Annotated in this window: 17 protein-coding genes; 1 reads left to right on the forward strand and 16 read right to left on the reverse strand. The window is 71.4% G+C overall.

Going from position 1 to position 21,667, the window contains the following annotated elements:
• Window positions 1–401 precede the first annotated feature (401 nt).
• On the forward strand, window positions 402–1,082 hold the full coding sequence (locus ACIBB8_RS21840; protein ID WP_398954505.1) for a phosphatase PAP2 family protein: 681 nt from the start codon (window positions 402–404) through the stop codon (window positions 1,080–1,082).
• 17 nt (window positions 1,083–1,099) lie between these two features.
• On the opposite strand, the gene ACIBB8_RS21845 is transcribed toward ACIBB8_RS21840, so the two are convergent.
• From ACIBB8_RS21845 to asnB, 16 genes are read right to left on the reverse strand one after another with little or no spacing between them, the layout of a single operon-like run.
• A complete protein-coding gene (locus tag ACIBB8_RS21845) occupies window positions 1,100–2,473 on the reverse strand; it encodes a glutamate-1-semialdehyde 2,1-aminomutase (RefSeq protein ID WP_398954507.1) in 1,374 nt (457 codons plus the stop codon).
• Window positions 2,474–2,480: 7 nt separating this feature from the next.
• Window positions 2,481–3,032, reverse strand: coding sequence for a dTDP-4-dehydrorhamnose 3,5-epimerase (gene rfbC, locus ACIBB8_RS21850; RefSeq protein WP_398954509.1), 552 nt, complete (start codon window positions 3,030–3,032; stop codon window positions 2,481–2,483).
• Window positions 3,029–4,270 (reverse strand): polysaccharide pyruvyl transferase family protein, encoded by a 1,242-nt coding sequence (locus tag ACIBB8_RS21855; protein WP_398954511.1) that lies wholly within the window; start codon window positions 4,268–4,270, stop codon window positions 3,029–3,031. The genes rfbC and ACIBB8_RS21855 overlap by 4 nt, the downstream gene beginning before the upstream one ends.
• The gene (locus ACIBB8_RS21860) at window positions 4,267–5,214 is read right to left on the reverse strand and encodes a glycosyltransferase family 2 protein (RefSeq protein WP_398954513.1); all 948 of its coding nucleotides are present in this window, start codon (window positions 5,212–5,214) and stop codon (window positions 4,267–4,269) included. Before ACIBB8_RS21860 ends, ACIBB8_RS21855 begins: the two co-directional genes overlap by 4 nt.
• Window positions 5,211–6,500: a hypothetical protein gene (locus tag ACIBB8_RS21865; RefSeq protein ID WP_398954614.1), complete on the reverse strand. Its 1,290-nt coding sequence runs from the start codon at window positions 6,498–6,500 to the stop codon at window positions 5,211–5,213. The genes ACIBB8_RS21860 and ACIBB8_RS21865 overlap by 4 nt, the downstream gene beginning before the upstream one ends.
• A gap of 5 nt (window positions 6,501–6,505) precedes the next feature.
• Window positions 6,506–7,789: a DUF4910 domain-containing protein gene (locus tag ACIBB8_RS21870; protein ID WP_376345357.1), complete on the reverse strand. Its 1,284-nt coding sequence runs from the start codon at window positions 7,787–7,789 to the stop codon at window positions 6,506–6,508.
• On the reverse strand, window positions 7,777–8,802 hold the full coding sequence (locus tag ACIBB8_RS21875) for an NAD-dependent epimerase/dehydratase family protein (RefSeq protein WP_384140091.1): 1,026 nt from the start codon (window positions 8,800–8,802) through the stop codon (window positions 7,777–7,779). Before ACIBB8_RS21875 ends, ACIBB8_RS21870 begins: the two co-directional genes overlap by 13 nt.
• Window positions 8,803–8,805: 3 nt before the next feature.
• The gene (locus ACIBB8_RS21880; RefSeq protein ID WP_398954516.1) at window positions 8,806–9,453 is read right to left on the reverse strand and encodes a PIG-L deacetylase family protein; all 648 of its coding nucleotides are present in this window, start codon (window positions 9,451–9,453) and stop codon (window positions 8,806–8,808) included.
• The gene (locus ACIBB8_RS21885) at window positions 9,450–10,280 is read right to left on the reverse strand and encodes a glucose-1-phosphate cytidylyltransferase (protein ID WP_398954518.1); all 831 of its coding nucleotides are present in this window, start codon (window positions 10,278–10,280) and stop codon (window positions 9,450–9,452) included. The genes ACIBB8_RS21880 and ACIBB8_RS21885 overlap by 4 nt, the downstream gene beginning before the upstream one ends.
• Entirely contained in the window at window positions 10,277–11,551 is a 1,275-nt protein-coding gene (locus tag ACIBB8_RS21890) for a class I SAM-dependent methyltransferase (RefSeq protein ID WP_398954520.1), read from the reverse strand. Before ACIBB8_RS21890 ends, ACIBB8_RS21885 begins: the two co-directional genes overlap by 4 nt.
• Entirely contained in the window at window positions 11,548–12,822 is a 1,275-nt protein-coding gene (locus tag ACIBB8_RS21895; RefSeq protein WP_398954522.1) for a glycosyltransferase, read from the reverse strand. The genes ACIBB8_RS21890 and ACIBB8_RS21895 overlap by 4 nt, the downstream gene beginning before the upstream one ends.
• 2 nt (window positions 12,823–12,824) lie before the next feature.
• On the reverse strand, window positions 12,825–14,057 hold the full coding sequence (locus tag ACIBB8_RS21900) for an O-antigen ligase domain-containing protein (RefSeq protein WP_398954524.1): 1,233 nt from the start codon (window positions 14,055–14,057) through the stop codon (window positions 12,825–12,827).
• 1 nt (window position 14,058) lies between these two features.
• Window positions 14,059–15,579: a right-handed parallel beta-helix repeat-containing protein gene (locus tag ACIBB8_RS21905; RefSeq protein ID WP_384140079.1), complete on the reverse strand. Its 1,521-nt coding sequence runs from the start codon at window positions 15,577–15,579 to the stop codon at window positions 14,059–14,061.
• 8 nt (window positions 15,580–15,587) lie between these two features.
• Window positions 15,588–17,534 (reverse strand): alginate lyase family protein, encoded by a 1,947-nt coding sequence (locus tag ACIBB8_RS21910; RefSeq protein WP_376345369.1) that lies wholly within the window; start codon window positions 17,532–17,534, stop codon window positions 15,588–15,590.
• On the reverse strand, window positions 17,531–19,711 hold the full coding sequence (locus ACIBB8_RS21915) for a bi-domain-containing oxidoreductase (protein ID WP_398954526.1): 2,181 nt from the start codon (window positions 19,709–19,711) through the stop codon (window positions 17,531–17,533). The genes ACIBB8_RS21910 and ACIBB8_RS21915 overlap by 4 nt, the downstream gene beginning before the upstream one ends.
• Window positions 19,712–19,736: 25 nt before the next feature.
• Window positions 19,737–21,665: an asparagine synthase (glutamine-hydrolyzing) gene (gene asnB / locus ACIBB8_RS21920; RefSeq protein ID WP_398954528.1), complete on the reverse strand. Its 1,929-nt coding sequence runs from the start codon at window positions 21,663–21,665 to the stop codon at window positions 19,737–19,739.
• Window positions 21,666–21,667 lie beyond the last annotated feature (2 nt).

Below are 21,667 nucleotides of genomic sequence, written 5' to 3' on the forward strand. Positions count from 1 at the left end.
GCGGACTGTTGACCCGCGGACTATCCAACGGCGGTTTGCCGCGACCGCATTGTATTGTCAGTTCTCGTGGGCGCGGCATCGCGGTAGCGGCGGGTAGTGCACGCGTTCATCGGCCCGCGCGGTGGTGGTCGCGACCATGTCGTTTCGGACCTGCCCGCGGGAGCCGGGGTAGTGACGGGACACATAGGCCGTGGCGTGCCCGGGCTCACGGTCACCGGAGTCGTCCGGGAACAGCGACCCGCCGTCGTGGGGCGCGGTCGGAAACAGGAAGGCGCTGATTCATGGCTGCCCACCGGTCCGATGAAGGGCCGCACCTTCACCCTGCCTCAAGAAGTCAAGACCCGGAACACCATTCACCGATCACGGCAAACCACCGCAGGTCGACCGGACGCGGTGGGCATGTGGCCGGCCGGCCGGCGCCCGCGGTGCTGCCCCCATCGCTGCGCGCGTGGCTCGGGCTGATCGCGGCCCTCGCCGCGCTGGTGGTCGTCGTGCTCGGGGTCCTGTACGCCGGCCACAGCGAGCCCGGCAGCGTGGACGTGTGGATCCAGTCGGCGGTGGACGGTGTGCGGTCGCCGTGGCGGAACATCGCCCTGGCCATGGAATTCTTGGGGGAGCCCGTGGGAGCGGCGACGCTGGTCGTGGCCACCGTGACGGGCTGCCTGCTGCTTCGGCGTCCTCGCGCAGCGGTGCTCATCGTTGCCGGCGCCGCCATGGCCGTGGGGGCGGCGACGCTGCTGAAGTACCTGGTGGGACGCACCATCCACGGCGACAATCTGTCCTACCCGAGCGGGCACACCGCCTTCCTCGCCGCGCTCGCCCTCGTGGTGGCGCTGCTCGCGACCAGCCTGCTCGGCCTCGGCAGGACGGCCGGCACGCTACTCGTCCTCGCCGCGGCGCTGGTTGCCGGCGCCGCCATGGGCTGGGCGCAAGTCGCCCTGGGCGCGCACTACCCGACCGACGTCCTCGGCGGCTGGTGCACCGCGCTGGCGGTGGTACCGGCGACCGCATGGCTGGTCGACCGGATGGCTGACCGGCTGGTCGATGGGATGGCCGACGCCGGTCGGCGGGAGCGTCGCTGACGTCACGTCACGTCACGTCACGCCAGCCGGCGGAATACGGGCTTCACCGGTCGTCCGGCCAGCCAGGGGGTGGGGTCTGCGGCGTCCAATGCCTTCCGGTACACCGCACATGCCTGGGCCACCACGTCGACGGTGTGATCGATGTCGGCGTCGCTGAGCGCGCTGCTCACCACGAACGACGGGGCCAGCACCCCGCCCGCGAGGAGCCTGCGCAGGAACAGGGTGCGGTACTGCTGCGACGGCTGCCGGTTCTCGTCGAGGGTGGCGAAGACCAGGTTGCTGGCCCGGCCCCGGACGACGATGTGGTCGCCGACGCCCATGCCGGCGGCGGCGTCGCGGACACCGGCGGCCAACCGCTGGCCGAGGGTGTGGAGCCGCGCGGTGACGCCCTCTTCGACGTAGGTGGTGAGCACGGCCATCGCGGCGGCCAGCGAGTGCGTTTCCGCACCGTGCGTGGTGGACAGCAGGAACACCCGGTCGCCGGAGTGACGCAGCCCGCCCTGCTCCATCAGATCGCGGCGCCCGGCCAGCGCGGAGATGGCGAACCCGTTGCCCAGTGCCTTGCCGAACGTGGAGAGGTCGGGGACGACGCCGTACAGGCCCTGGGCGCCCGCCTCGGACCAGCGCAGGCCGGTAATCATCTCATCGAAGATCAGTACGCAGCCGTGCCGGTCGGCCAGCTCGCGCAGGCCGGCGAGGTACCCGGGAGTGGGGTCTCCCCTGCTCGAACGAAGTTGAGAGCTTGGGGAAGGCTCGGTGTGACCGGAAGGTTCGAGGATCAGACAGGCGACCTCGTCCTGGTACCGGGTGAGCAGCTCCTCCGCGGCGGCCAGGTCCCCGTAAGGGAACGCAACGGTGAGTTCGGTGGTCGCCGCCGGAATACCTGCGGACATCGGCGTGGTGCCGATGAACCAGTCGTCGACGGAGAAGAACGGATGGTCGCCGCAGATGGCCACCCGCGGGCGCCCGGTGACGGCGCGGGCGAGTCGCACCGCGGCGGTGGTGACGTCGGAGCCGTTCTTCGCGAACTTCACCATCTCGGCGGTCGGCACCGTGGCCAGGAAGCGTTCCGCGGCCTCGACCTCCACGATGGACGGCCGGACGAAGTTGCTGCCGCGGTCGAGTTCCCGCCGCACCGCCTCGATCACGCGTGGGTGGGCGTGGCCGAGGCTGACCGACCGCAGGCCGGAGCCGTACTCGACGTAGCGGTTGTCGTCGATGTCCCACACGTGGGCACCGCGGCCGTGGCTGATGACCGGGGCCAGGTTCTCGGGGTACTGGTCGTCGCCCTTGGCGTAGGTGTGCGCGCCCCCGGGGATCATGGCGTGCAGCCGCTCGTTCGCCATCCGCGACCGGGGCAGGAGGAACTCTTCGGTGCCTTTGGTGTCCACGCCAACCTCAACTCTCTTTTTGCTGCAGGGCTTCGGCGAGGCTCGGCGCCTCCCGGTCCCGCTGGGACATCGATGTGACCGGTAGCGGCCAGGGAATGGCGAGCTCCGGGTCGTCGAAGGCGATCGTCACGTCCTCGGCCGGATCGTGCGGGCGGTCGATCCGGTACGAGACGTCGGCGGTTTCGGCCAGAGTCTGGAAGCCGTGCGCGCACCCCGCCGGGATGTACAGGGTCACCTGCGTCTCGTCGGACAGCTCGAAGAAGGCCCGGCTGCGGTAGGTCGGCGAGTCCGTCCGCAGGTCCACGACGACGTCGAAGATCCTCCCGTACGAGCACCGCACCAGCTTGGCCTCGCCGGCGCCGGAGCGCAGGTGCAGGCCGCGCAGCACGCCCCGGGCCGAGCGGGACAGGCTGTCCTGGACGAAGGCGTCCGGGTCGAGGCCCACCGAGCGGACCACGTCGGCGTCGAAGGTGCGGCAGAAGAAGCCGCGCTCGTCGGCGTACGGCGTCGGCTCGAACAGGTACGCGCCGGTGATTTCCGGGACTTTGGTCGCCTTCATGGAGCCTTCCGCAAGGTGTGGGCGTGGTCGGCCGCAGGGAACAGGGCCGCGGTCAAGGAGTTGAACTGGTGCTCGAGTCGCCGGGCGGCGGCCAGGTTCCGCTCGGTGAGGGTCTGCCGCAGCCCGGCCGAACGCTTCTCCAGCGCACGGAACTGCTCGAGAAGCCGGTCGGCGTCGACATCGCGCGCCGGGTGGCAGTACGCGCCAAGGCCCATCTCCGCCATGAGCGCGTCGCTCTTCGCTGCATAGCAGAGAGCGAGCACCGGCGTACCGGTCTTCAGCGCGCAGATCAGGTTGTGGTACCGGATCGCCACCACGGTGTCGGCAGCCGCCATCTCCTTCATCAGGTCGGCCAGTGAGGACGGCTCGGCAGCGGTGACCAGCGGCGAGTCCACCGCGTCGAGGATCGCGGCGACCACCGACGCGTCGCACTCGTCACCGGTGAGCAGCCGGACAGCCCTGCCTTCCTCGACCAGCGCGCGGACGAACCGGATCGTCCCGTCGAGGTAGCGCCGGTATATCTCATCGGCCCGAGCGCGATCGTCGTTGCCGCCGTGGAAGTCCATGACGCCGACGCAGACCGGGCCCGGCGGGGCCGACGGGTCCGAGGGCGCGCTCGCCCGCGGCGTCGGCAGGGCGAACGCGAGGTCCGGGTAGACCTCGTCGCGCGCGGTGTCCACGCCCATCGCCCGCATCGCGTCGCGAGACTGCGCGTCCCGGTACGACCGATATGCGGCCAGCCGTGCCGACCAGCGCACCAGGGCCCGGGTTGGCCGGTTGCCGATCGTCGCGGCGCCTACGCTGACCAGCGCCACCCGGGTGCGCAGCAGCCGGCCGCTCGCGCAGAGCAGGAACAGCGAGTACGGGAAGCCCCACGGCCGCAGCGGCAGCGTGGCCTCCAGGACGCCCATGCCCGGGACGATCACCACGTCGTGCCGGCGCACCCAGGCAGCGGTGCGGAAGACGTCGACGAGTTTGCCCAGCCCCTTCGCCGCGATCGCGCTCGCACGCGACGCGGTCCGGTACTCCCCGCGGTACCAGTGCAGCCGCGTCGCGGGGATCCCGAACCGGGTCGTCACGGCCTCGGGTCCGCCGCACAGCGCGTCCACGACCACCTCCGGATGTTCGGCGCGGAGGTACCCGAGCACGGCCTCAAGCGATCCGTCGTTGCCGAGGTTGCCGGAGCCGAGCAGACCGAACACCCCGACGCGCACCGGGGTTTCGTTCGCGGGCGTCATGCCTGCCTCCCCTCACGGCCGGCGACGAGGGCGTCGACGGACACGGTGAGCCGGTCCGGGGAGACCGGGGCGCGGTCCTCGACCCGCTCGCCGGCGCCGGGCCGGACCCGGCTGGTCATCCATGCGGCCAGGCGGCGGTAGCACGCGCGCCGGTCGGCCGGGGACAACGGCGCCCGCCGGATCGCCGCGACGAAGCCCCAGACGTACTCGGCAAGCAGCCGGGGCGTCGGGTGCAGCAGACCGGCCCGGCGCGGGTCCAGGTTGACGCACCGGGAGCGCTTGGACGGGTTCGCCCGCTCGGCGCGGGTGGGATGGTCGCGCCGGAAGTACAGCAGCTCGGGCACTTGGTGGAAGGGCCCGTGCAGGGTGATCTCGGCGACGAACGTGCGGTCCGCGTGGTGGTAGCTGTCGTGCGGCTTCACCCGGCGCAGCACGTCGGCCCGCATCACCCCGTAGAAGTCGTCGCCACCGGGCTCGAACAGCAGACTGCGGAAACGCTCCGGCGCGTTGGGCGAGTCGGTGGCGAGCCCGTACTCGTACGGGACCTTCACCTGGCCCTCGCCGTCGATGACCGCCTGGCCGCTGTGCGCGAGGATCACGTCCGGCCGCTCGTCCAGCGCCTGAACGCAGCGCCGCAGCAGGTCCCGGGCGTACAGGTCGTCGTGCGAGGCCCATTTGAACAGTTCGCCGCGGCACTCGGTGAACACGTAATTGTGGTTCGGCGCGGCGCCGATGTTCCGGGGCAGCCGGAGGTACCGGATGCGCGAGTCCTTCGCGGCGTACCGGCGGCAGATGTCCTGGGTCCCGTCGGTCGAGGCGTTGTCGGAGATGACCAGCTCGAAGTCCTCGTAGGTCTGGCCGAGCAGGGCGTCGAGCGACTCGGCCAAGTACTCCTCGCCGTTGTACACGGGCAGGCCGATGCTCAGCCTGGGTTGCGCGGTCATGACGTCCTCACTTCGCGGATCGGTTCTTGAGCGTGCTCGCGCAGGGCGGACCGCAGTTGCAGCCACCACACGGCCGAGCCGCTGACGGTCGCGGCGGCGACCCCCCAGGCCGAGCCGACCGCGCCGCCGGCGGCCGCGCCGCCGAGCCCGCCGCCGACGTAGCAGGCGGAGGCGAACAACTGGCAGCGCAGGCTGCGCCGGGCCGCGCCGAGCGCGCGCAGCCCGGCCGCCGCGCCGGTGCCGAGGCCCGCGCCGGCGACGCCGAGGCTGATCGGCACGATGAGCTGGGAGGCGGAGTGCCAGACGTCGCCGAGCACCATCTCGCCGAGCCGGCCGGGCACCAGCAGAAGCGCCGAGCCCCAGAGCAGCGCGCCGACAGCCTGCCCCCCGCCGAGGAGCAGGCAGAACCTGCCCAGTTGGTGCGGGGCCTGCCGCAGTACCCGTGCCGCCTCCGGGACGGTGACCAGTGAAAGCCCCATGAGCACGGCCAGGAACGGGCCGAGCAGGAGCTCGGCGCCCCGCACCGCACCCACCGCGCCGACCCCGACGATCACGCCGAGCCCGTACGCCCGCAACTGGCTCGCGCCACTGAGGCTGACGTTCTCGACCAGGTACCGGTAGCCGAGATCGCGCTGCTCGCGCAGCCACCCGCGCGCCTCGGCCATCCGGGGCCGGATGCCGGACTGGACGCAGCCGTACCCCGCGGCCACCGTGGCGGACGCGCCCCAGGCGAGCACGAAGGCGGCCACGGTGCCGACGCGGGCGGCCACCACCATGGCCAGGACGAGCGCGACACCCCACACGACGTCGTTGAGGAACGCCTTCCGCCCGGTGCCCGCGGCGAAGAACGAGTACCGCCAGGCGTCCTGGAGCAGCAGCCCCGGCAGCATGACACCGAGGGCGGCGAACGCGGGCCCGACCCGGCCGCCGAGGCCGAGCCCGGCCACCAGACACACCGCGCCGAGGACGCCGCCGACGCCGAGCGCGGTGCCCGTCGAGCGGCCCACCGCCCCGCGCCAAGCCGCGCCGGGCGGGCCGCTGAAGCGCACCGTGAGCGGATCGGTGGCCAGCCCGCGGGAGACGTTGAGCACCACGCCGTACGTCACCCAGGCGAGGCTGAACACGCCGAACGCGGTCACCCCCAGCGAGCGGGCCACGTAGATGCCCACCGCGAAGTTGCTCACGCTGGAGGCGGCCTGGTCGGCCAGTCCCCAGGACAGCCGGCCGACGAGGGCCCGCTTGGCGGACCCGGCCGGTGCCCTCGTCTTCTCCCCCTCGATGGTCATCGGCGTCACGTCTTGATCAGGTCGGCGTCGCGCAGGGCACCGGCCGCGGCGGCGACGGTGTCGAACGGCAGCCCGGACCGCTCGGCGACGTCCAGCAGACTGTGCTCGCCGTCGGAGAGGTTGAGCACCCACAGCATGGCCATCTGGGCCTGCTTGGTGTCGCTGCGGCCGCCGAGAGCGTCGTACAACCCGCGCCGGCCCAGCTGCGGCTCGCCGTAGGGGCTGAGGTTGACGTACCGCCGGTTGCGGTCAAGGAGGGCGAATGCCTCGCGGCAGAGGGCGAGCGTGTCGGCCATCGCCTCCGGGGAGACGAAGTCCAGGTTGTCCGCCGAGGTGTGGTACTCGGGGTAGCCGGCGTACGGGGTCCGGCTGAGCGAGCCCACACCGAGATCGAACCCGGGCGAGCAGAACTGCCGCTCGTCGTAGCCGTACGGAGTGAACTCGGCGACGTGGTGCGGGCGTTCGGAGGCTTCCAGCACATGCCGCATCACCCGGTCGATCTCCGCGTCGCCGCGTCTGCTCTGTTTGTACGTCAGTTGGCCCGGGTCGCCGGCGCAGGCCAGCACAAGGCCGTGCTTGACCCGTTCGATCCGCTCCGCGTTGCGGGCTAGCCAGGTGATCGCCCCGATGGTGCCGGGCGCGTAGATGAACCGGTAGGTGTAGTACGGCGTTTCCTGCGCCAGCGCTCGGGCCAGGAATGTGGCCACCGCGATGCCGGCCAGGTTGTCGTTGGCCAGCGACGGGTGGCAGACGTGGCAGGAGACGATCACCTCGTCGGTTACCTGCCCGGGGACCACGTGCTCGGCGTAGGTGAGGTGGCCGTCCGTGAGCGTGGAGTCGATGCGCACCTCGTACTCGCCGTCCGGTAGCGCGTCCAAGGTCTTCTGGGCCAGGCAGAACCCCCATTCCGGCGTGTAGTAGCTGGTGCGGTACGGCACCCAGGCCGGGTGGTCCGGCAGGGTGTGTAGGTGCGCGCGCAGCTCGGACAGCGGCATGGTCGCCGACACCGGCACGCTGTAGCCGAGCACGTGCAGGCTGGACGCGGCGAAGTCGACGACCCGGTTGCCGGCGGGGTCGGCGATGTACGCGTCCCGGATGTTCCACTCCTGCGGCACCGTCCAGTCGAGCACTTGAGTCCCGGTCGGCACCTCGTTCACCTGCAGAGGGATGTACTCGCCGACGATCTCCAGGGTGGCGCGCACACCGTCGCCGGTGATGCTCCGGCACAGCGGGTACAACCGCTCCACCAGCGCGTGCATCTCTTCGCCGGCCGCGGTCATCGGCGCCACCGCAGGGTGTCGTCGACGGCGCCGGCGTCGGACGCCGCGCGCAGCACGGCCAGCCGGGTGAAGCGTCGCTCGAAGTCCTCCCGGTTCAGCCCGTGCTTGCGGTAGGCGTCGGCGAGTTCGAGCGCGCCCTGCTTGACCGTCCACTCGCAGTCGAAGCCGGGCACCGCGGCGCGGAACCGGGAGAAGTCCACCCGGTACGACCGCGGGTCGGCGCCGTTCTCCCCGGTGATCACCACCTTGGCGCCGGACACCGCCTCGGCGACCTGCTCGGCGATCTCGGCGACCGTGGCGTTGTTGATCTCGCTGCCGATGTTGAACGCCCGGTCGTGCACCGCCTCGCGCGGCGCGACCAGCGCGGCCGCGAAGGCCCGCGCGATGTCGGCGGCGTGCACCAGCGGGCGCCAAGGGGTGCCGTCGGAGAGCACAAGGACTTCGCCGGACAGAAGGGCGTGCCCCACCAGGCTGTTCAGCACGATGTCGGCGCGCAGCCGGGGCGAGTAGCCGAAGGCGGTGGCGTTGCGCATGAACACCGGACTGAAGTCGCCGTCGCAGAGCTCGTGCAGGTCGTCCTCCACCCGCACCTTGGACTCCGCGTACGGCGTCACCGGCCGCAGCGGGGCGTCCTCGGCCACCAGCTCGTCGGCCCCGGCGGCGCCGTAGACCGAGCAGGTCGATGCGTACAGGAAGCGCCGCACTCCGGCGTCGCGGGCCAGCCGGGCCAGCCGCACGGACGCGTGGTGGTTGATGTCGTAGGTGAGCTCCGGCGCCAGCGATCCCAGCGGGTCGTTGGACAGCGCGGCCAGGTGGATCACGGCGTCCACCCCGGCCACGTGTTCGGCCGTCACGTCGCGCAGGTCCACCCGCCGCGTCGGCGGGTCCGCGGGCGTCGGGCCCAGCACGCAGTCGGCGAACAGGCCGGCGTCAAGACCGACGACCTCGTGCCCGGCGGCCGCGAGGACCGGGGCCATGACGGTGCCCAGGTAGCCCTGGTGCCCGGTCAGTAGTACGCGCAAGGTTCATTCCCCCAGGTCGAGAGTGAGTTTGGTGACGGCGAACGCCTCGGCGTAGCGCGCGTTGCTTTCGATACCGCGGATCCGGGCCAGCCCGAGGAAGGCCTCCCGGTCGTACCAGGGCCGGTGCTGCTGCGAGGGGTAGTGCTCCTGCAGCAGCCGCACCTTCTCCTCGGCGATCTCCGGTGCCAGCGGCTGGTACGCCGCCGGACGGCCGAGATCGCCGTCCCACTTGACGATCTCGTAGCCGAGCACGAGGTGGTCGCGGAACGCGGTGGTCATGAGCTTGGCCAGACCGCGGTGGTCCTGGTGCGCGTCGTCGGTGCGCGGGGCGAGGACGAGATCCGGCTCCGTGGTCGCGCGCAGCTCCTCGACCGTGCCCTTGGCCTCGTCCCAGTGCGCGGGCAGCCGGCCGTCCGGCAGCTTGTGCATGGTCAGCCCGAGGTCGGCGCCCGGGCAGAAGGCGGCGAGCGCGGCCCGCTCCTCCTGTTCCCGCTCGCTGCCGCCGCCGCTGAGCACCAGCGCGTCGACGCGGAGGCCCGGATGCGCGCGGCACAGCGTCAGCAGCGTGCCGCCGGCGCCGATGGCGATGTCGTCGCAGTGCGCGCCCACCGCGACGATTCTGTTCAGGCGCCCGGCCCCGAGCCGGATCACGCGGTGCCCGCCCCGGCGCCGGCCCGGCTCTTGGGCACGCCCGCCCTTGTGTCGCCGTGCTCCCACACGGCCCACGGGCGGTCGCCCCGCGCGAAGGCGTCGTCGAGCGCGGCCCGCTCCTTCACGGTGTCGGTCGGCTTCCAGAAGCCGCGGTGCTGGTGCGCCACCAGCCGTCCGCGCTTGGCCAGTTGGGCGCAACCGTCAGCGACCAGGTCCCCGTTCTCCGGGATGTGGTCGAAGACCTCCTGGCGGAGCACGAAGTAGCCGCCGTTCTCCCACAGCGGCATGTCACTCACCGCGGTGATGCCTCCCACCAGGCCGTCCTCGCCCAGTTCCACGCAGTGGAACGAGGACTGCGGCGGCACCACCATCATCGACGCACCGGCGTCGCGCCGGGCGAACCGGTCGATCATCTCCGGCAGCGGGGCGTCGGTGAGCACGTCGGCGTAGTTGGCGAGGAACATCTCGTCGCCGTCCAGGTGGTGCCGCACCCGTCGCAGCCGCTCCCCGATCGGTGACTCGATGCCGGTCTGCGCGAACGTGATCGTCCAGTCGGCGATGTCGGTGGACAGCAGCTCGGCCCGCCCGCCCCGCAGCACGAAGTCGTTGGACGTCGTCTCCTCGTAGTTGAGGAAGAAGTCCTTGATGTGGTGAGCCCCGTACCCGAGGCACAGGATGAACTCCGTGTGTCCGAAGTGTGCGTAGTAGCGCATGACGTGCCAGATCAGCGGCCGCGGGCCGACCATCGCCATCGGCTTCGGCACGTCGTCGGAGGCTCCGTTGCGCATACGCATCCCGTAACCGCCGCAGAACAGGACGACCTTCATCGCTTGACCTCGACAATGCTCAGTTCCGGAATGGGAAACACGAGTCGGCCGCCCCATTCGTGTACGAAGGACAACTGCTCGGTCAGCTCGGCCCGCAGGTTCCACGGAAGGACCAGGACGTAGTCCGGCTTGTCGGCGGCGATCCGCTCGGGTGCCAGGATCGGGATGCGGGTGCCCGGCGTGAACCGGCCGTGCTTGTAGGGGTTGCGGTCGACCGTGTACGGGAGCAGGTCGGGCCGGATGCCGCAGTGGTTGAGCAGGGTGTTGCCCTTGCCCGGGGCGCCGTAGCCGACGACCGTCTCGCCGCGCTCGGCCGCCTCGATGAGGAACCGCAGGAGGTCCCGGCGCACCTTGGCCACCCGAGCGGAGAACTCGGTGTACCCGGACAGCTCCTGCAGCCCGGCGGCCTTCTCCCGGTCCAGCACGTCGGCCACCCTTCCCCAAGCTCTCGACTCCGCTCGAGCAGGGGATACCCCATCGGTCGGCTCGCCGGCCACCTCGGCCGGCCGGGCCCACAGCCGGATGGATCCGCCGTGCGTGGGCAGCAACTCGACGTCCACGAGCGCGAGTCCGCCGCTCGCCAGCGCCCGGATCGCGGACGCGACCGTGTAGTACTGGAAGTGCTCGTGGTAGATCGTGTCGTACTGGTTCTCCTCGATCAGGGTCAGCAGGTGCTGCACCTCGATGGAGACCCAGCCGTCGTCGGCGACCAGGGCGCGCAGCCCCTGGGTGAACCGGACCACGTCGGGGATGTGCGCGTACACGTTGTTGGCCACGACCAGGTCCGCCGGGCCGTGCTCGGCGCGGACGGCCGAGCCGGTGTCCGGGGACAGGAACTCCGTGAGCGTGGGCACACCCGCGTCCCGCGCCGCGGCGCCGACGTTCACCGAGGGCTCGATGCCGAGGCAGCGGATCCCGCGGTCCACCACATGCCTCAACAGGTACCCGTCGTTGCTCGCGACCTCGACCACGAAGGCGTCGGGGCCGAGACCCAGCCGCTGTACGGCGTCGTCGACGAACGTGCGCGCGTGCTCCACCCAGGAGGTCGAGAAGGAGGAGAAGTACGCGTACTCCGTGAACGTCTCCTCCGGCTTGATCAGCGGAGGGATCTGCGCGAGCCAGCAGTCCGTGCAGACCCGCAGGTGCAGCGGGTACGCCGGTTCCGGCTGGTCCAGTTGGTCCGCGGCGAGAAAGCTCTCACACGGCGGGGTCGCCCCCAGATCGACGACGCTCCCCATCGCCGCCGAGCCGCAGAGTCGGCATCGTGTCATTTACTGCTCCCATCTCTGCTCGCGCGGGTGCCCCGCCGCGAGCCAGCGTTTCCGTTCCCTACCGGCGGCGGGCTGTCCCCGCCGCCGGACCGACCCGCGATCGCGGTGCGGTATTCCTCCACCAGGCGCTCCAGCCCGACGGCCGGGCTGAAGTGCTGCTCGTAACGGCGACGGGCCGCCTGGCCCATCTCCCGGTTGCGGTCCTGTTCGGCCGTGATCCGGCGCAGGCAGGACGCGAGCGAGGCGGGCTCGCCCGGCCGGTGCAGCAGCCCGGTCGCCCCGTCCTCGACGAGTTCGACGAAGGCGCCGTGACCGGCGGCGACGGCCGGGACCCCCGCCGCCATCGCCTCCACGACCACCAGGCCGAACGCCTCCAGCCACGTCGAGGGAGCCACCACGGCGATCGACCGCGCGATCGCCTGCCGGCACTCCGCCTGGTCGTACAGGCCGACGTAGCGGACGTCGTCCCGGTCCGCGGCCCAGGCGGTCACCTCCGGCTCCAGCGGCCCCGTACCGGCGATCACGAGGGGGACGCCCACCCCGCCGTCGGCGGCGAGTTCGTCCCAGGCGGCCATGAGCAGCCGCACGCCCTTGGCCTCCGCGAGCCGGCCGAGATAGAGCAGATGCTCGCCCGCGCCCGAACGCAAGGCGCCCGGGTCGGGCACGAAGTTGTGCTTCAACGCCAGTCGCTCGGCCGGCATGCCGGCCCGCACCAGGACGTCGCGCTGCGCCGCGGAGATGCAGAAGAACCGCTCCACGCCGGACCACCACCGCCGTCGGTTGACCGACATGCTGACCGCGAGCGGTACCGTCGCCAGCCGGGAGTTCCGGTAGCAGCCGTGCCGGACGGCGGGCAGCGGCGCCGACCCGACGCACTCGGTGCACGGCCGGCCGTTCCGCTGCAGCGTGCCGGGCGGGCAGACCTGGGTGTAGTTGTGCAGCGTGGCGACGACGGGCACTCCGGCGTCGGCGCAGGCGGCCAGCACCGCGGGCGACAGGAGCGGGAAGACGTTGTGGACGTGGACCACGTCCGGCCGCTCGGTGCGCAGCCGGGCGGCGAGTTCCGTGCGGACCGCCGGGTTCCACGGCACAAGGAGCGGCACCGCGGCCTTGCCCAGCAGGGACCGGGCGGCGATGTCGTCGCTGCGCCGCTCGAACACCTCGACCTGGTGGCCGGCCCCGCGCAGCAGCGCCACCTCCTGGTCGACGACCTTGTTCTCCCCGCTCGGCTGCGCCGAGGCGTAGCGGTTGTGCACCACGAGGACGTGCATGCTCAGGTCACCTCCGATCTCTGGGCCCATCGCGGGACGCGTCGTCGGGGGACTTCGGGCGCCGAGAGGGGAGTGGCCGCGGCAGGTGCCGCCAGCAGTGAGGCGGCCAGGGCCAGATGCAGCAGATACGGCGAGGCGTCGCCCAGCCCGGCCTCGGTGTACGACGCGATCGCGCAGTAGCTGATCAGGAAGATCGCGCAGGCCCTCGACAGCGACGGTGGCCGCAGCAGCGCGACACCGCCCAGCACGATGATGATCGCCGCCACCAGGGCGACGCCGGTCATACCCTGCTCGTTGTAAACGGCCAGCCAGCTGTTGTCGATCGGCAGCCCGCCGAACGACTTGTCGCCCAGGCCCGCGCCGAACAGATACTCCGAGGTCGTCCGGGGGGCTGCCAGCAGGGCGTGCCAGACCTTGGCCCGACCGGTGAGGCTGGTGAAGTTCTCCTGGCTCTGTCCGCGCAGGAACCACGCCTGCAGCGCGGAGGCGAACCCCACAGCGGCCACGGCGGCGCACAGCACCGCCCAGGCGAAGAACCGGCGGGCGGGGGCGCTGGTCAGGATGAGCGAGCTGATCGCCAACGCCAGCCCGATGAGCAGGCCGAGCGTGGCCGTCCGGGTATGGGTCAGCGCGAGCAGGACGAGTGACGGCACGATGACCACCGCCGCGCTGGTCCTGTCGGTCCGGCGCCCCAGAACGAGCAGCACGGTGAGCCCGATGATCACCGCGGCGTACTGTCCGATCTGCGGCGGGGTGAGCGGCCACAACGCGCCGACCAGCCGCCCGCCGTAGAGCCCGGGCAGGGCCGCGCCCGGTGAGATGACCAGGCCGGCGGCCACCGACCCGAGCACCGCGAAGTACATCCGGATGTGGCACCGGACGAACGTCAGGCTGCCGTCCCACCAGCGGCTGAGCAGCCACAGCGTGCCGATGAAGAGAGCCAGCCGGGCGCAGCGGAACAGCGCGCCGAACCCGGACTCCAGGTTCGCGCTGGAGATCACGCTCGGCACCAGCAGCAGGGTGAGCAGGAACACGAAGGCGCTGGCTCGGATGCGCAGCCGGAGATTGGCCGCGAGCGCCAGCGCGAACGCGGCGACCAGCGCGCCCATGGTGACCATCTGGATGAGGGAGCGGGGCAGCGGGATGATGGTCTTCGCCCCGGTGGAGCCGAGCGTGTTGAGGATCAGCAGCCCCCAGACGATCCCGACGATCTTCGGTGTGTGGTCCGTGCTCATCTCAGCCACCGTCCCCTGCGCGGAAGGTGCTGCCCGCGTCCTGCTGGTACGGCGCACCCTGCCACTGCCCGGAGTTGAGGATCCGGCTCGGGTTGTGGGCGACGAATTTCCATGGTCCGAGGTAGACGTTGTCGTGCCAGCGGTTGTGCTGCTTGCTGGTGATCGCCTCGGCCACCCGCTCGCCCTGGTACGGCGACCAGTCCGGATAGGTGCCGTAGTTGGCCAGCACCGCCATCCGGTCGCACTTCACCGTGCAGTCGACGACGGACTTGTCCAGCACGAAGCGGTTGTTGTGGATGTCCACCCGCTGGGTCTTCCACCGGCAGTCGGCGTAGAGCGGTGCGGTGGCGATCGCCGGCTTCGCGCAGCGGTCGGTGTCCCGCACCAGCAAGGTGCAGTCACCGGACGAGGTGTTGGCCAGGCTGTTGCAGAACCGGTCGGCGTTCTCCCACAGGGTGATCCCGGACCAGTTGTTCTCCAGCACATTCCGGTAGATCTCGATCTTGTTGGTGCGGGCTCGGATCCGTGGTTCGCCGCCGGACTCGGACAGGTAGATGGTCGCGTACGGGAAGCTGTCGCCGCGGTCGGCTTCCCTGCGGCCCTCGACCCAGTTGTTCCGCCGGATCGTGTTGTTCCGGATGACCGCGTTGTAGCTGGTCTCGTAGATCAGCGCGGCACCGTCGTTGGCCTCGAGCACGTTGTTCTCGATGCGGAAGTCGTTGTTGTTGGTGTCCGCCCACAACCCGGTCCCGCGGTTGTCGTGCACCCAGTTGCCGCGCACGTCGGCGCCGTTGACGGCCCAGAACTTGATGCCTCCGGTGCAGCCGCAGCCCTCCCGCCGCCGCTCCCAGTCGCCGGTGTTGTTGCCCACGATCTCGTTGCCCTCGACCACCAGGCCGGTGATACGGCCGTTGGCCTTGTACGCGTTCATGCCGTACTGACCGTTGTCGCGCAGGCAGCTGGCGCGGACCTGCTGGCGGGCACCGGCCATCAGCCCGGCGCCGGAGTTGTTCTGGATCGTCGCGTGCTCGATCACCCACCCGTCGGCCGAGTCATGGTTGACCACGCCCTCGTCGGGCGGCGCCACGAAACGTTGCACGGTCAGGTAGCGGATGGTGACGTTGTGGGCGCTGCCGCCGAACGCGTACTGGTTGGTCTTCCGGCCGTCGAGCACCGCGCCCGGCGCACCGAGGTAGCGGTTCCCCTCCTTGGGGATGACCTGGGCGTAGCGGTCCGGGTCGAGCCTGTGCTTGCCCGGTCGAAGCCAGAACGTGGTGTTCGGGGGGCTGCTCTTGGTCTTCGCTGCCAGGTCACCGACCACCGCGGGGTCGACCGTCACCGCGCCCGCCGGTGCCTTCGCCGGCCCGGCCGCGGGCTTGGCGCACACCCGGGCTGCGGGCGTGGACGGCGCAGCGTCCGGCTCCGCCCCCGCGCCCGGCGTGCTCTCACAGCCGGTCGCCGCCAGCAGGGCCAGCGCCAGCGGTGCCGCCGCCAACGCCCAGTGTCGCCTCTTCATCCTCACGCGCCCCCCTAGCCGCGGAACCTGAGCACGGTGGTGAACCCCTCCGCGCCGTCGCCGGCGAAGCCGCTGCCGACCAGCGTTGTGGTGGGTTCCTTGCGCCCGAAACCGGGGGAGTACCAGCCCAGCGGCGGGTTGCTCTCGCCGCGATGCGCCCGCCAGCTCAGCTGCCCGGGCAGGTTGAGCGCCGCGGAGCGGTCCTCGCCGTCCCGAGTCCAGGTGAGCACGGCCCGGTTGCCCGCCAGGTCCGCGGTGATCGCCGGGCCGAGGTGGAACGCCAGGCGCACGTCCCGGCGCGGGCCGCGCACCTCGTCGACCACCCTCAGCTCCTGGCTCGCGGCCGTCAGTTCCACCCGGCGGCGGTGCACGGAGCGCTGGTAACCGTCGTGCTCGGCGCACCAGCGGGCCACACCCTCGTCGGATGTGTCCGCGGCCAGGACGCGGCTGCGTGCATGCCGGGTCCACAGGAACGGGCCGCCGGAGACGGACTGGTCACTGCCGTCCAGTTGCAGGGTGTTGTGGCCGAGGGTCGACCGGAAGTACTGCCGCCACTCGGGTTGCCCGTGGTAGCAGTACGTCCCCGGGTCGGCGAGCACGTCGACACCGTCGTGCCGGACCTCCACGGACAGCGCGTCCGCGTGGGCATGCGCGGCGATGGACAGGAAGCCGTGCGGACCACCGTCGCAGCGGCACCAGATCTCTCCAGGACCGCGCAGGATGGTGAGCCCCGCGTCGGCGAAGTGGGCCGGTCGGCTTGCCGGGCGGGTCACGGCCGGTGCGGTGGGCCGGATGAGCGCGGCAAGGAGCGGGGTGCGCACATCGGTGCCGGTCACCGCGGGCCACCAGGCGAGCCGGCCGAACACGGCGTCCCCGGTGGCCAGCAGCGAGGCCCAGCGGTCGGTGTCCGCGCCGTCCACGACCAGGCCGTGCCCGTTGTCCGCGTCCCCCTGGCGCGGCGGCCGTAGCCGGCTGTCCACGATGGCCGCGAGTGCGTCGGTCATCCGCAGCAGTACCAGCCGGATCGACGCGGGGACCGGCACGTCGGCGGCATCCGCCTCGGCCACCGCGGCCAGGCCGAGTTCCAGCACCAGTCCGTGATACTCGGTGGCCAGCTCGCGGTTGAGGCCGGAGTCGACGGTGTTGTCGCGCAGATGCGCCTCCAGCGACCGCAGCGCGTCGGCCCGCCAACGCGCCGAGGAGGGGAACCACCCGAACGCGCAGGCTGCGGCGAGCTGCCCGGCGGCCTCGGCGATGACGTGGTTGTTCGCCGAGGACCCCCGGCTGGGGAAGGCGGCCAGCCAGCGCTGGTGGTGCCAGATCTGGTTCAGCGCCACCGGGTTGCCCTCGAACAGCCCGGCCGCGCCCGGCCAGCCGTCGAGCAGCCGGCGGATCCACACCCAGGACAGCAGCCGGATGCCCAGCTCGATGCCGCTGATCCAGTGCACGCCGCGCAGCGGTGGGTTGGCCGTCCACCAGGACCGCAGGTGCTCGGCCACCCGCTCGGCGTACCGCTCGTTCCCGGTGATCGCGTAGGCGGCGGCGAGCACGGTGAGGTACTGATGCCGGGACAGCTCCCAGATCTGCTTGATGTCCCCGACCACGTCCTCGTTCCGGTACGGCACGTCGAAGGCATAGCCCCACGGAGCCCGGCGCCCGGTCTTCGGGTCGCACCACCAGTCCGGGTCGTCCAGGTCGTCGCGGACCACCCCGAAATACTCGGCGTGCCCGTACATCAGCCGGTCCGCCTCGGCGATGAGACGTTTCGCGGCGTCCGGCGGCACCGCGGCGAGAGTCCCCGCGGGCAGCGAAGCGGTGAACCGGGCGCCGGTCACGCTCGGGCAGTCCGGCGGCGCCGAACGCCACCGCCGCCTGCGCACCGCGTCGCCCGCCCGGCCGCCGACCTCCCGCGGTCCCATCCGCGACAGCCGCCGCAGGTACCAGCCCGCGCTCATGGTCATCGCGTCCTCGCCAACGTCACCGGCGCGCCGCCGGCCAGGCCGGCCTGCACGGCGAGGGTGGCCGCCGTGGTGGCGACCAGCGAGTCCAGCGGCACCGGCATCGGCCCGCCGGTCCGCACGGCCTTGATGAACGCGGCCAGCTCGGCGGACTGGCCCTTGTCCCGAGCCTTGGGCAGCCGCGAACTGACCCACCGCTTGCGGCCGTACACCGAGGCACGGACGAAGTCGTCGAGCCGCAGCACTTTGTTGTACGCGACGAGGTCCAGCGTCTCCTTGGGGAAGCTGGGCGCGCCGGTGGTGACGTAGCTGATGGTGGCGGTGGACCCGTCCGGGTAGTGCAGCACGACCTGCAGGTCCTCGTTACCGGACAGGGCGACCGCGTACACCGATACCGGGTCGGCCTCGAGCAGCCAGCTCGCCGTGTCGATGAAGTGTCCGCCCTCGCCGGCGAAGCGCGAGCCCTCCGTGCCTTGTTGGAGGTACCAGCTGCCGTGCTGCAACCGGCCCGCGTTGACCAGGTAGCGCAGGCTCGCCGGTCCGGTCCGGGCGCCGAACCGCTTCCTGGCCTCCTGCAGCAGCGGCGCGAACCGGCGGTTGAAGCCCACCTGCAGCCGGTCGTTGCCGGACTCCTCCACCGCCGCGAGCACGCCGGCCAGCTCGTCCTCGGTGAGCGCCAACGGCTTCTCCACGAACACCGTCTTGCCGGCCAGCAGCGCCTTCCGGGTCAGTTCGGCATGCGAGCTGTGCCGAGTGACCACGAACACCGCGTCGATGGACTTGTCGCCGAGCACGGCGTCGAGATCGGTGGTCGCGTCGGCGAAGCCGAACTTCCGCTTCGCGTTGGCCGCGGACAGCGCCGTCGTGGTGACGACTGTCGACAACTCGACGCCGTCGCGCTGTGCCAGATGCGGCAGCAGCATCGACGTCGCGTAGTTTCCCGCGCCGACGAACGCGAGGCGCACCGGCGTCTTGGCGGACCGGGCCGGGGTGGACGCTCCGCCGCTGCGTCGCACCGCGGGCACGGCCACCGCCGGGGCGTCCGCTTCCCCCTTATGTTCGGGGTACCGGAACAGCACAGCCACGGCCTTGAGGTCGCCGTCCTTCAGGCGCTGGTACGTCTCGACGGCGTCATCGAAGTCAGCGATGTGGGAGACCAGGGGCTCCACGTCGACGCTGCCCCGGGCGACGAGATCGAGGAAACACGCCATGTTGCGGCGCTCGGTCCAGCGCACGTAGCCGATCGGGTAGTCCCGCCCCTCGAGCTCGTACTCCGGGTCGTAGCGCCCGGGGCCGTAACTGCGGGAGAACCGGACGTCGAGCTCCTTCTCGTAGTACGCGTTCCACGGCAGGTCCAGGCGGCACTTGCCGATGTCGACGACTCGGCCGCGGTCCCGGCAGAGCCGCGCGGCCAGCTCGACGGGCTGGTTGCTGCCGCCGCCGGCGGCCAGGTACACCTGGTCCACGCCGTGACCGCCGGTGAGTTCGGCGACGACGGCTTCCACGGCCGCGGACGCGGGATCGCCGCAGGCCGCGGCGCCAAGGCGTTCGGCCAGCTCGCAGCGCACGGGGTCGGGGTCAACACCGACGACGCGGACCCCTGAGGCCGCAAGGAGCTGCACCACCAGCTGCCCGATCAGCCCGAGGCCGATGACCAGCGCCACTTCGCCGAGCTGTGACTCGCCTTGGCGCACGCCCTGCAGCGCGATCGACCCGACGGTGCCGAAGGCCGCGTGCCGCGGCGCGAGGCCGTCCGGCACCCGGGCGTAGAGGTTCTTCGGCACCCAGTTCAGCTCGGCATGCAACGCGTGCTCATTGCCGGCGCAGGCCACGAGGTCGCCGACCGCCACGTCGTCGATCCCGGTGCCGACCTGCTCGACCACCCCGCACAGCGAGTAGCCCAGCGGCGTGTAGGAGTCCAGCTTGCCCATCACCTTGCGGTAAGTGGCGGGCACCCCGTTGGTGGCCACGCTCTGCATGACCTTGGCGACCTGGTCCGGACGGGAACGGGCCTTGCCCACCATCGACATGCCGGCCTCGGACACCTTCATGAGCTCGGTCCCGGTGGAAATCAGCGAGTAGGCGCTGCGGACCAGCACCCCGCCCGGCTTGCACCCCGGCATCGGCACGTCGAGCACCGCCAACTCGCCGCTCTTGTAGTTCTGCACAACCTGTTTCACCCGAGCTCCTCTTGTTTCTATGCCGTCAAGCCGTCTGGCTCTGGCCGGAGCCAGAGGTCGCGCCGCGATACCAGTACTCCAGGGTCAGCACGTGCCACAGATGCTTGGAGAAGTCCCGCTGCCCGGCGGCGTCCTCGGCGACCATGCGCGCCAGCGCGTCGCGGCGCAGGAACCCGGAATTGACGAGCACGCCGTCGTTTACCACCTCGCGCACCAGCGGTGCCAGATCCCGGCTCATCCAGGCGCGCAGCGGGGCGCTGAACAGGCCCTTCGGCCGGTACACGATCTCCCGGGGCAGAATCGAGGTGGCCGCCTCCTTGAGGACGGCCTTGCCCTGTCGTCCGACGATCTTGCGATCGCCGGGCACGGCGAACGCCGCCTTGACCACCTCGACGTCCACGTACGGCACCCGCACCTCGGTCGATGCGGCCATGCTCGACCGGTCGGTGTACGTGAGGTTCAGGCCCGGCAGGAACATCCGGGCGTCGCCCAGGCACATGCGGTTGACGAAGTCGTCGAGGTCGTTGTCCTGGTAGATGTCCGCATGCTCGGTCAGCACGTCCTCGACCGTCCCGGCCAAGTCCGGATTGACCAGGGCGAGCAACTCCTCCTGGTCGTACATGGTGTAGCTGCGCCGGAACGCGGTCTCCTCCGGCAGGTCGGCGAAGGAGAGGAACCGCTTCGCGAAGCGCACCGACCGGTACCCCCGGCGGGCCGTGGCGACCGGTAGCCGGTCCACGGTCGCGGACAAGCCGCGCCGCAGGGGTCGCGGGATGCGCTGGTAGCGCAGCGCAAGCAGGTTGGCCAGGTGCTTGCGGTAACCGGCGAACAGCTCGTCGGCACCCATCCCCGAGAGCATCACCTTGACCCCGGCCTCTCGTGCGGCCGAGCAGATCAGGAACGTGTTGATCGCGGCGGGGTCGCCGATCGGCTCGTCCAGGTCGTACGTCATCTGCGGCAGCAGGTCGAGCACATTCGGGGCGATCTCGATCTCATGCAGGTCGACGCCGAACCGCTCGGCCACCTGCCGGGCATGGCGCAGGTCGTTCGGCATCGCCTCGAACTTGGCGTCCTCGGCGCGGAACCCGATCGTGTAAGCGGAGATCCCGGGGCGGTCGCGGGCCGCCAGCGCGGTCAGGTAGCTGGAGTCAAGACCGCCGGAGAGGAAGGTCGCCACCGGTACGTCGGAGAGCAGGTGGCGCCGAGTCGACTCCTCGACGATGGCAGCCAGGTCCGGCTGTTCGCCGCTCCGGGCCCGCTCCCGGCCCTCGGCGGCGACGTCCTTCAGATGCCAGTACCGGCCGAGTTCCACCCGGCCGTCGGGCCGGCACCGGAGCCAGCTCCCCGGCGGCAGCTTCTCCGCTTCGCGGAACGCACACCGTGAGTCCGGCACCCAGTAGTACAGCAGTGAGGCCACCAGCGCCGCATGGTCCACCTGCAGCGACCTACCGGTCACGGCGGCGAGCGCCTTGAGCTCGGAGGCGAACACCAGCCCCTCGCCGCGCCGGAGCAGGAACAGCGGCTTGATGCCGAGCTGGTCGCGGGCGAGCACCAGTTCACCGGTGCGCTCGTCGAAGATCCCGAACGCGAACATGCCGCGCAGCCGAGGCAGGCAGTCCGTGCCCCAGCGCCGCCAGGCCTCCAGCAGCACCTCGGTGTCGGAGGTACCGCGGAAGCGCACCCCAGCGGCTGCCAGCTCGGCACGCAGCTCGGGCGCGTTGTACAGCTCGCCGTTGTACGTCAGGACGAGGCCGCCCGAGACCATCGGCTGGGCGCCGGTCTCCGACAGGTCGATGATGGCCAGCCGGCGGTGCCCGAGGTGCACTTCGCCGTCACCGACGGGGTGGCTGTACCGGCCCGCTCCGTCCGGACCGCGGTGGGCGAGGGTCTCGGTGAGTCGGTCGGTCACGACCTTCCCGTCCGGCCATCGGTACGTGCCTGCGATGCCGCACATGT

It is taken from the genome of Streptomyces sp. NPDC051286 (genome assembly GCF_044455345.1).
In the GTDB taxonomy this organism is placed as follows: domain Bacteria; phylum Actinomycetota; class Actinomycetes; order Streptomycetales; family Streptomycetaceae; genus Streptomyces.

Bases quoted from the DNA above. Each gene is read 5' to 3' on its own strand.
- ACIBB8_RS21900 (WP_398954524.1), bottom strand. From the start codon at position 14,057: ATGAGCACGGACCACACACCGAAGATCGTCGGGATCGTCTGGGGGCTG.
- ACIBB8_RS21895 (WP_398954522.1), bottom strand. From the start codon at position 12,822: ATGCACGTCCTCGTGGTGCACAACCGCTACGCCTCGGCGCAGCCGAGC.
- asnB (WP_398954528.1), bottom strand. From the start codon at position 21,665: ATGTGCGGCATCGCAGGCACGTACCGATGGCCGGACGGGAAGGTCGTG.
- rfbC (WP_398954509.1), bottom strand. From the start codon at position 3,032: ATGAAGGCGACCAAAGTCCCGGAAATCACCGGCGCGTACCTGTTCGAG.
- ACIBB8_RS21885 (WP_398954518.1), bottom strand. From the start codon at position 10,280: ATGAAGGTCGTCCTGTTCTGCGGCGGTTACGGGATGCGTATGCGCAAC.
- ACIBB8_RS21890 (WP_398954520.1), bottom strand. From the start codon at position 11,551: ATGACACGATGCCGACTCTGCGGCTCGGCGGCGATGGGGAGCGTCGTC.
- ACIBB8_RS21855 (WP_398954511.1), bottom strand. From the start codon at position 4,270: ATGACGCCCGCGAACGAAACCCCGGTGCGCGTCGGGGTGTTCGGTCTG.
- ACIBB8_RS21860 (WP_398954513.1), bottom strand. From the start codon at position 5,214: ATGACCGCGCAACCCAGGCTGAGCATCGGCCTGCCCGTGTACAACGGC.
- ACIBB8_RS21865 (WP_398954614.1), bottom strand. From the start codon at position 6,500: ATGACCATCGAGGGGGAGAAGACGAGGGCACCGGCCGGGTCCGCCAAG.
- ACIBB8_RS21910 (WP_376345369.1), bottom strand. From the start codon at position 17,534: ATGACCATGAGCGCGGGCTGGTACCTGCGGCGGCTGTCGCGGATGGGA.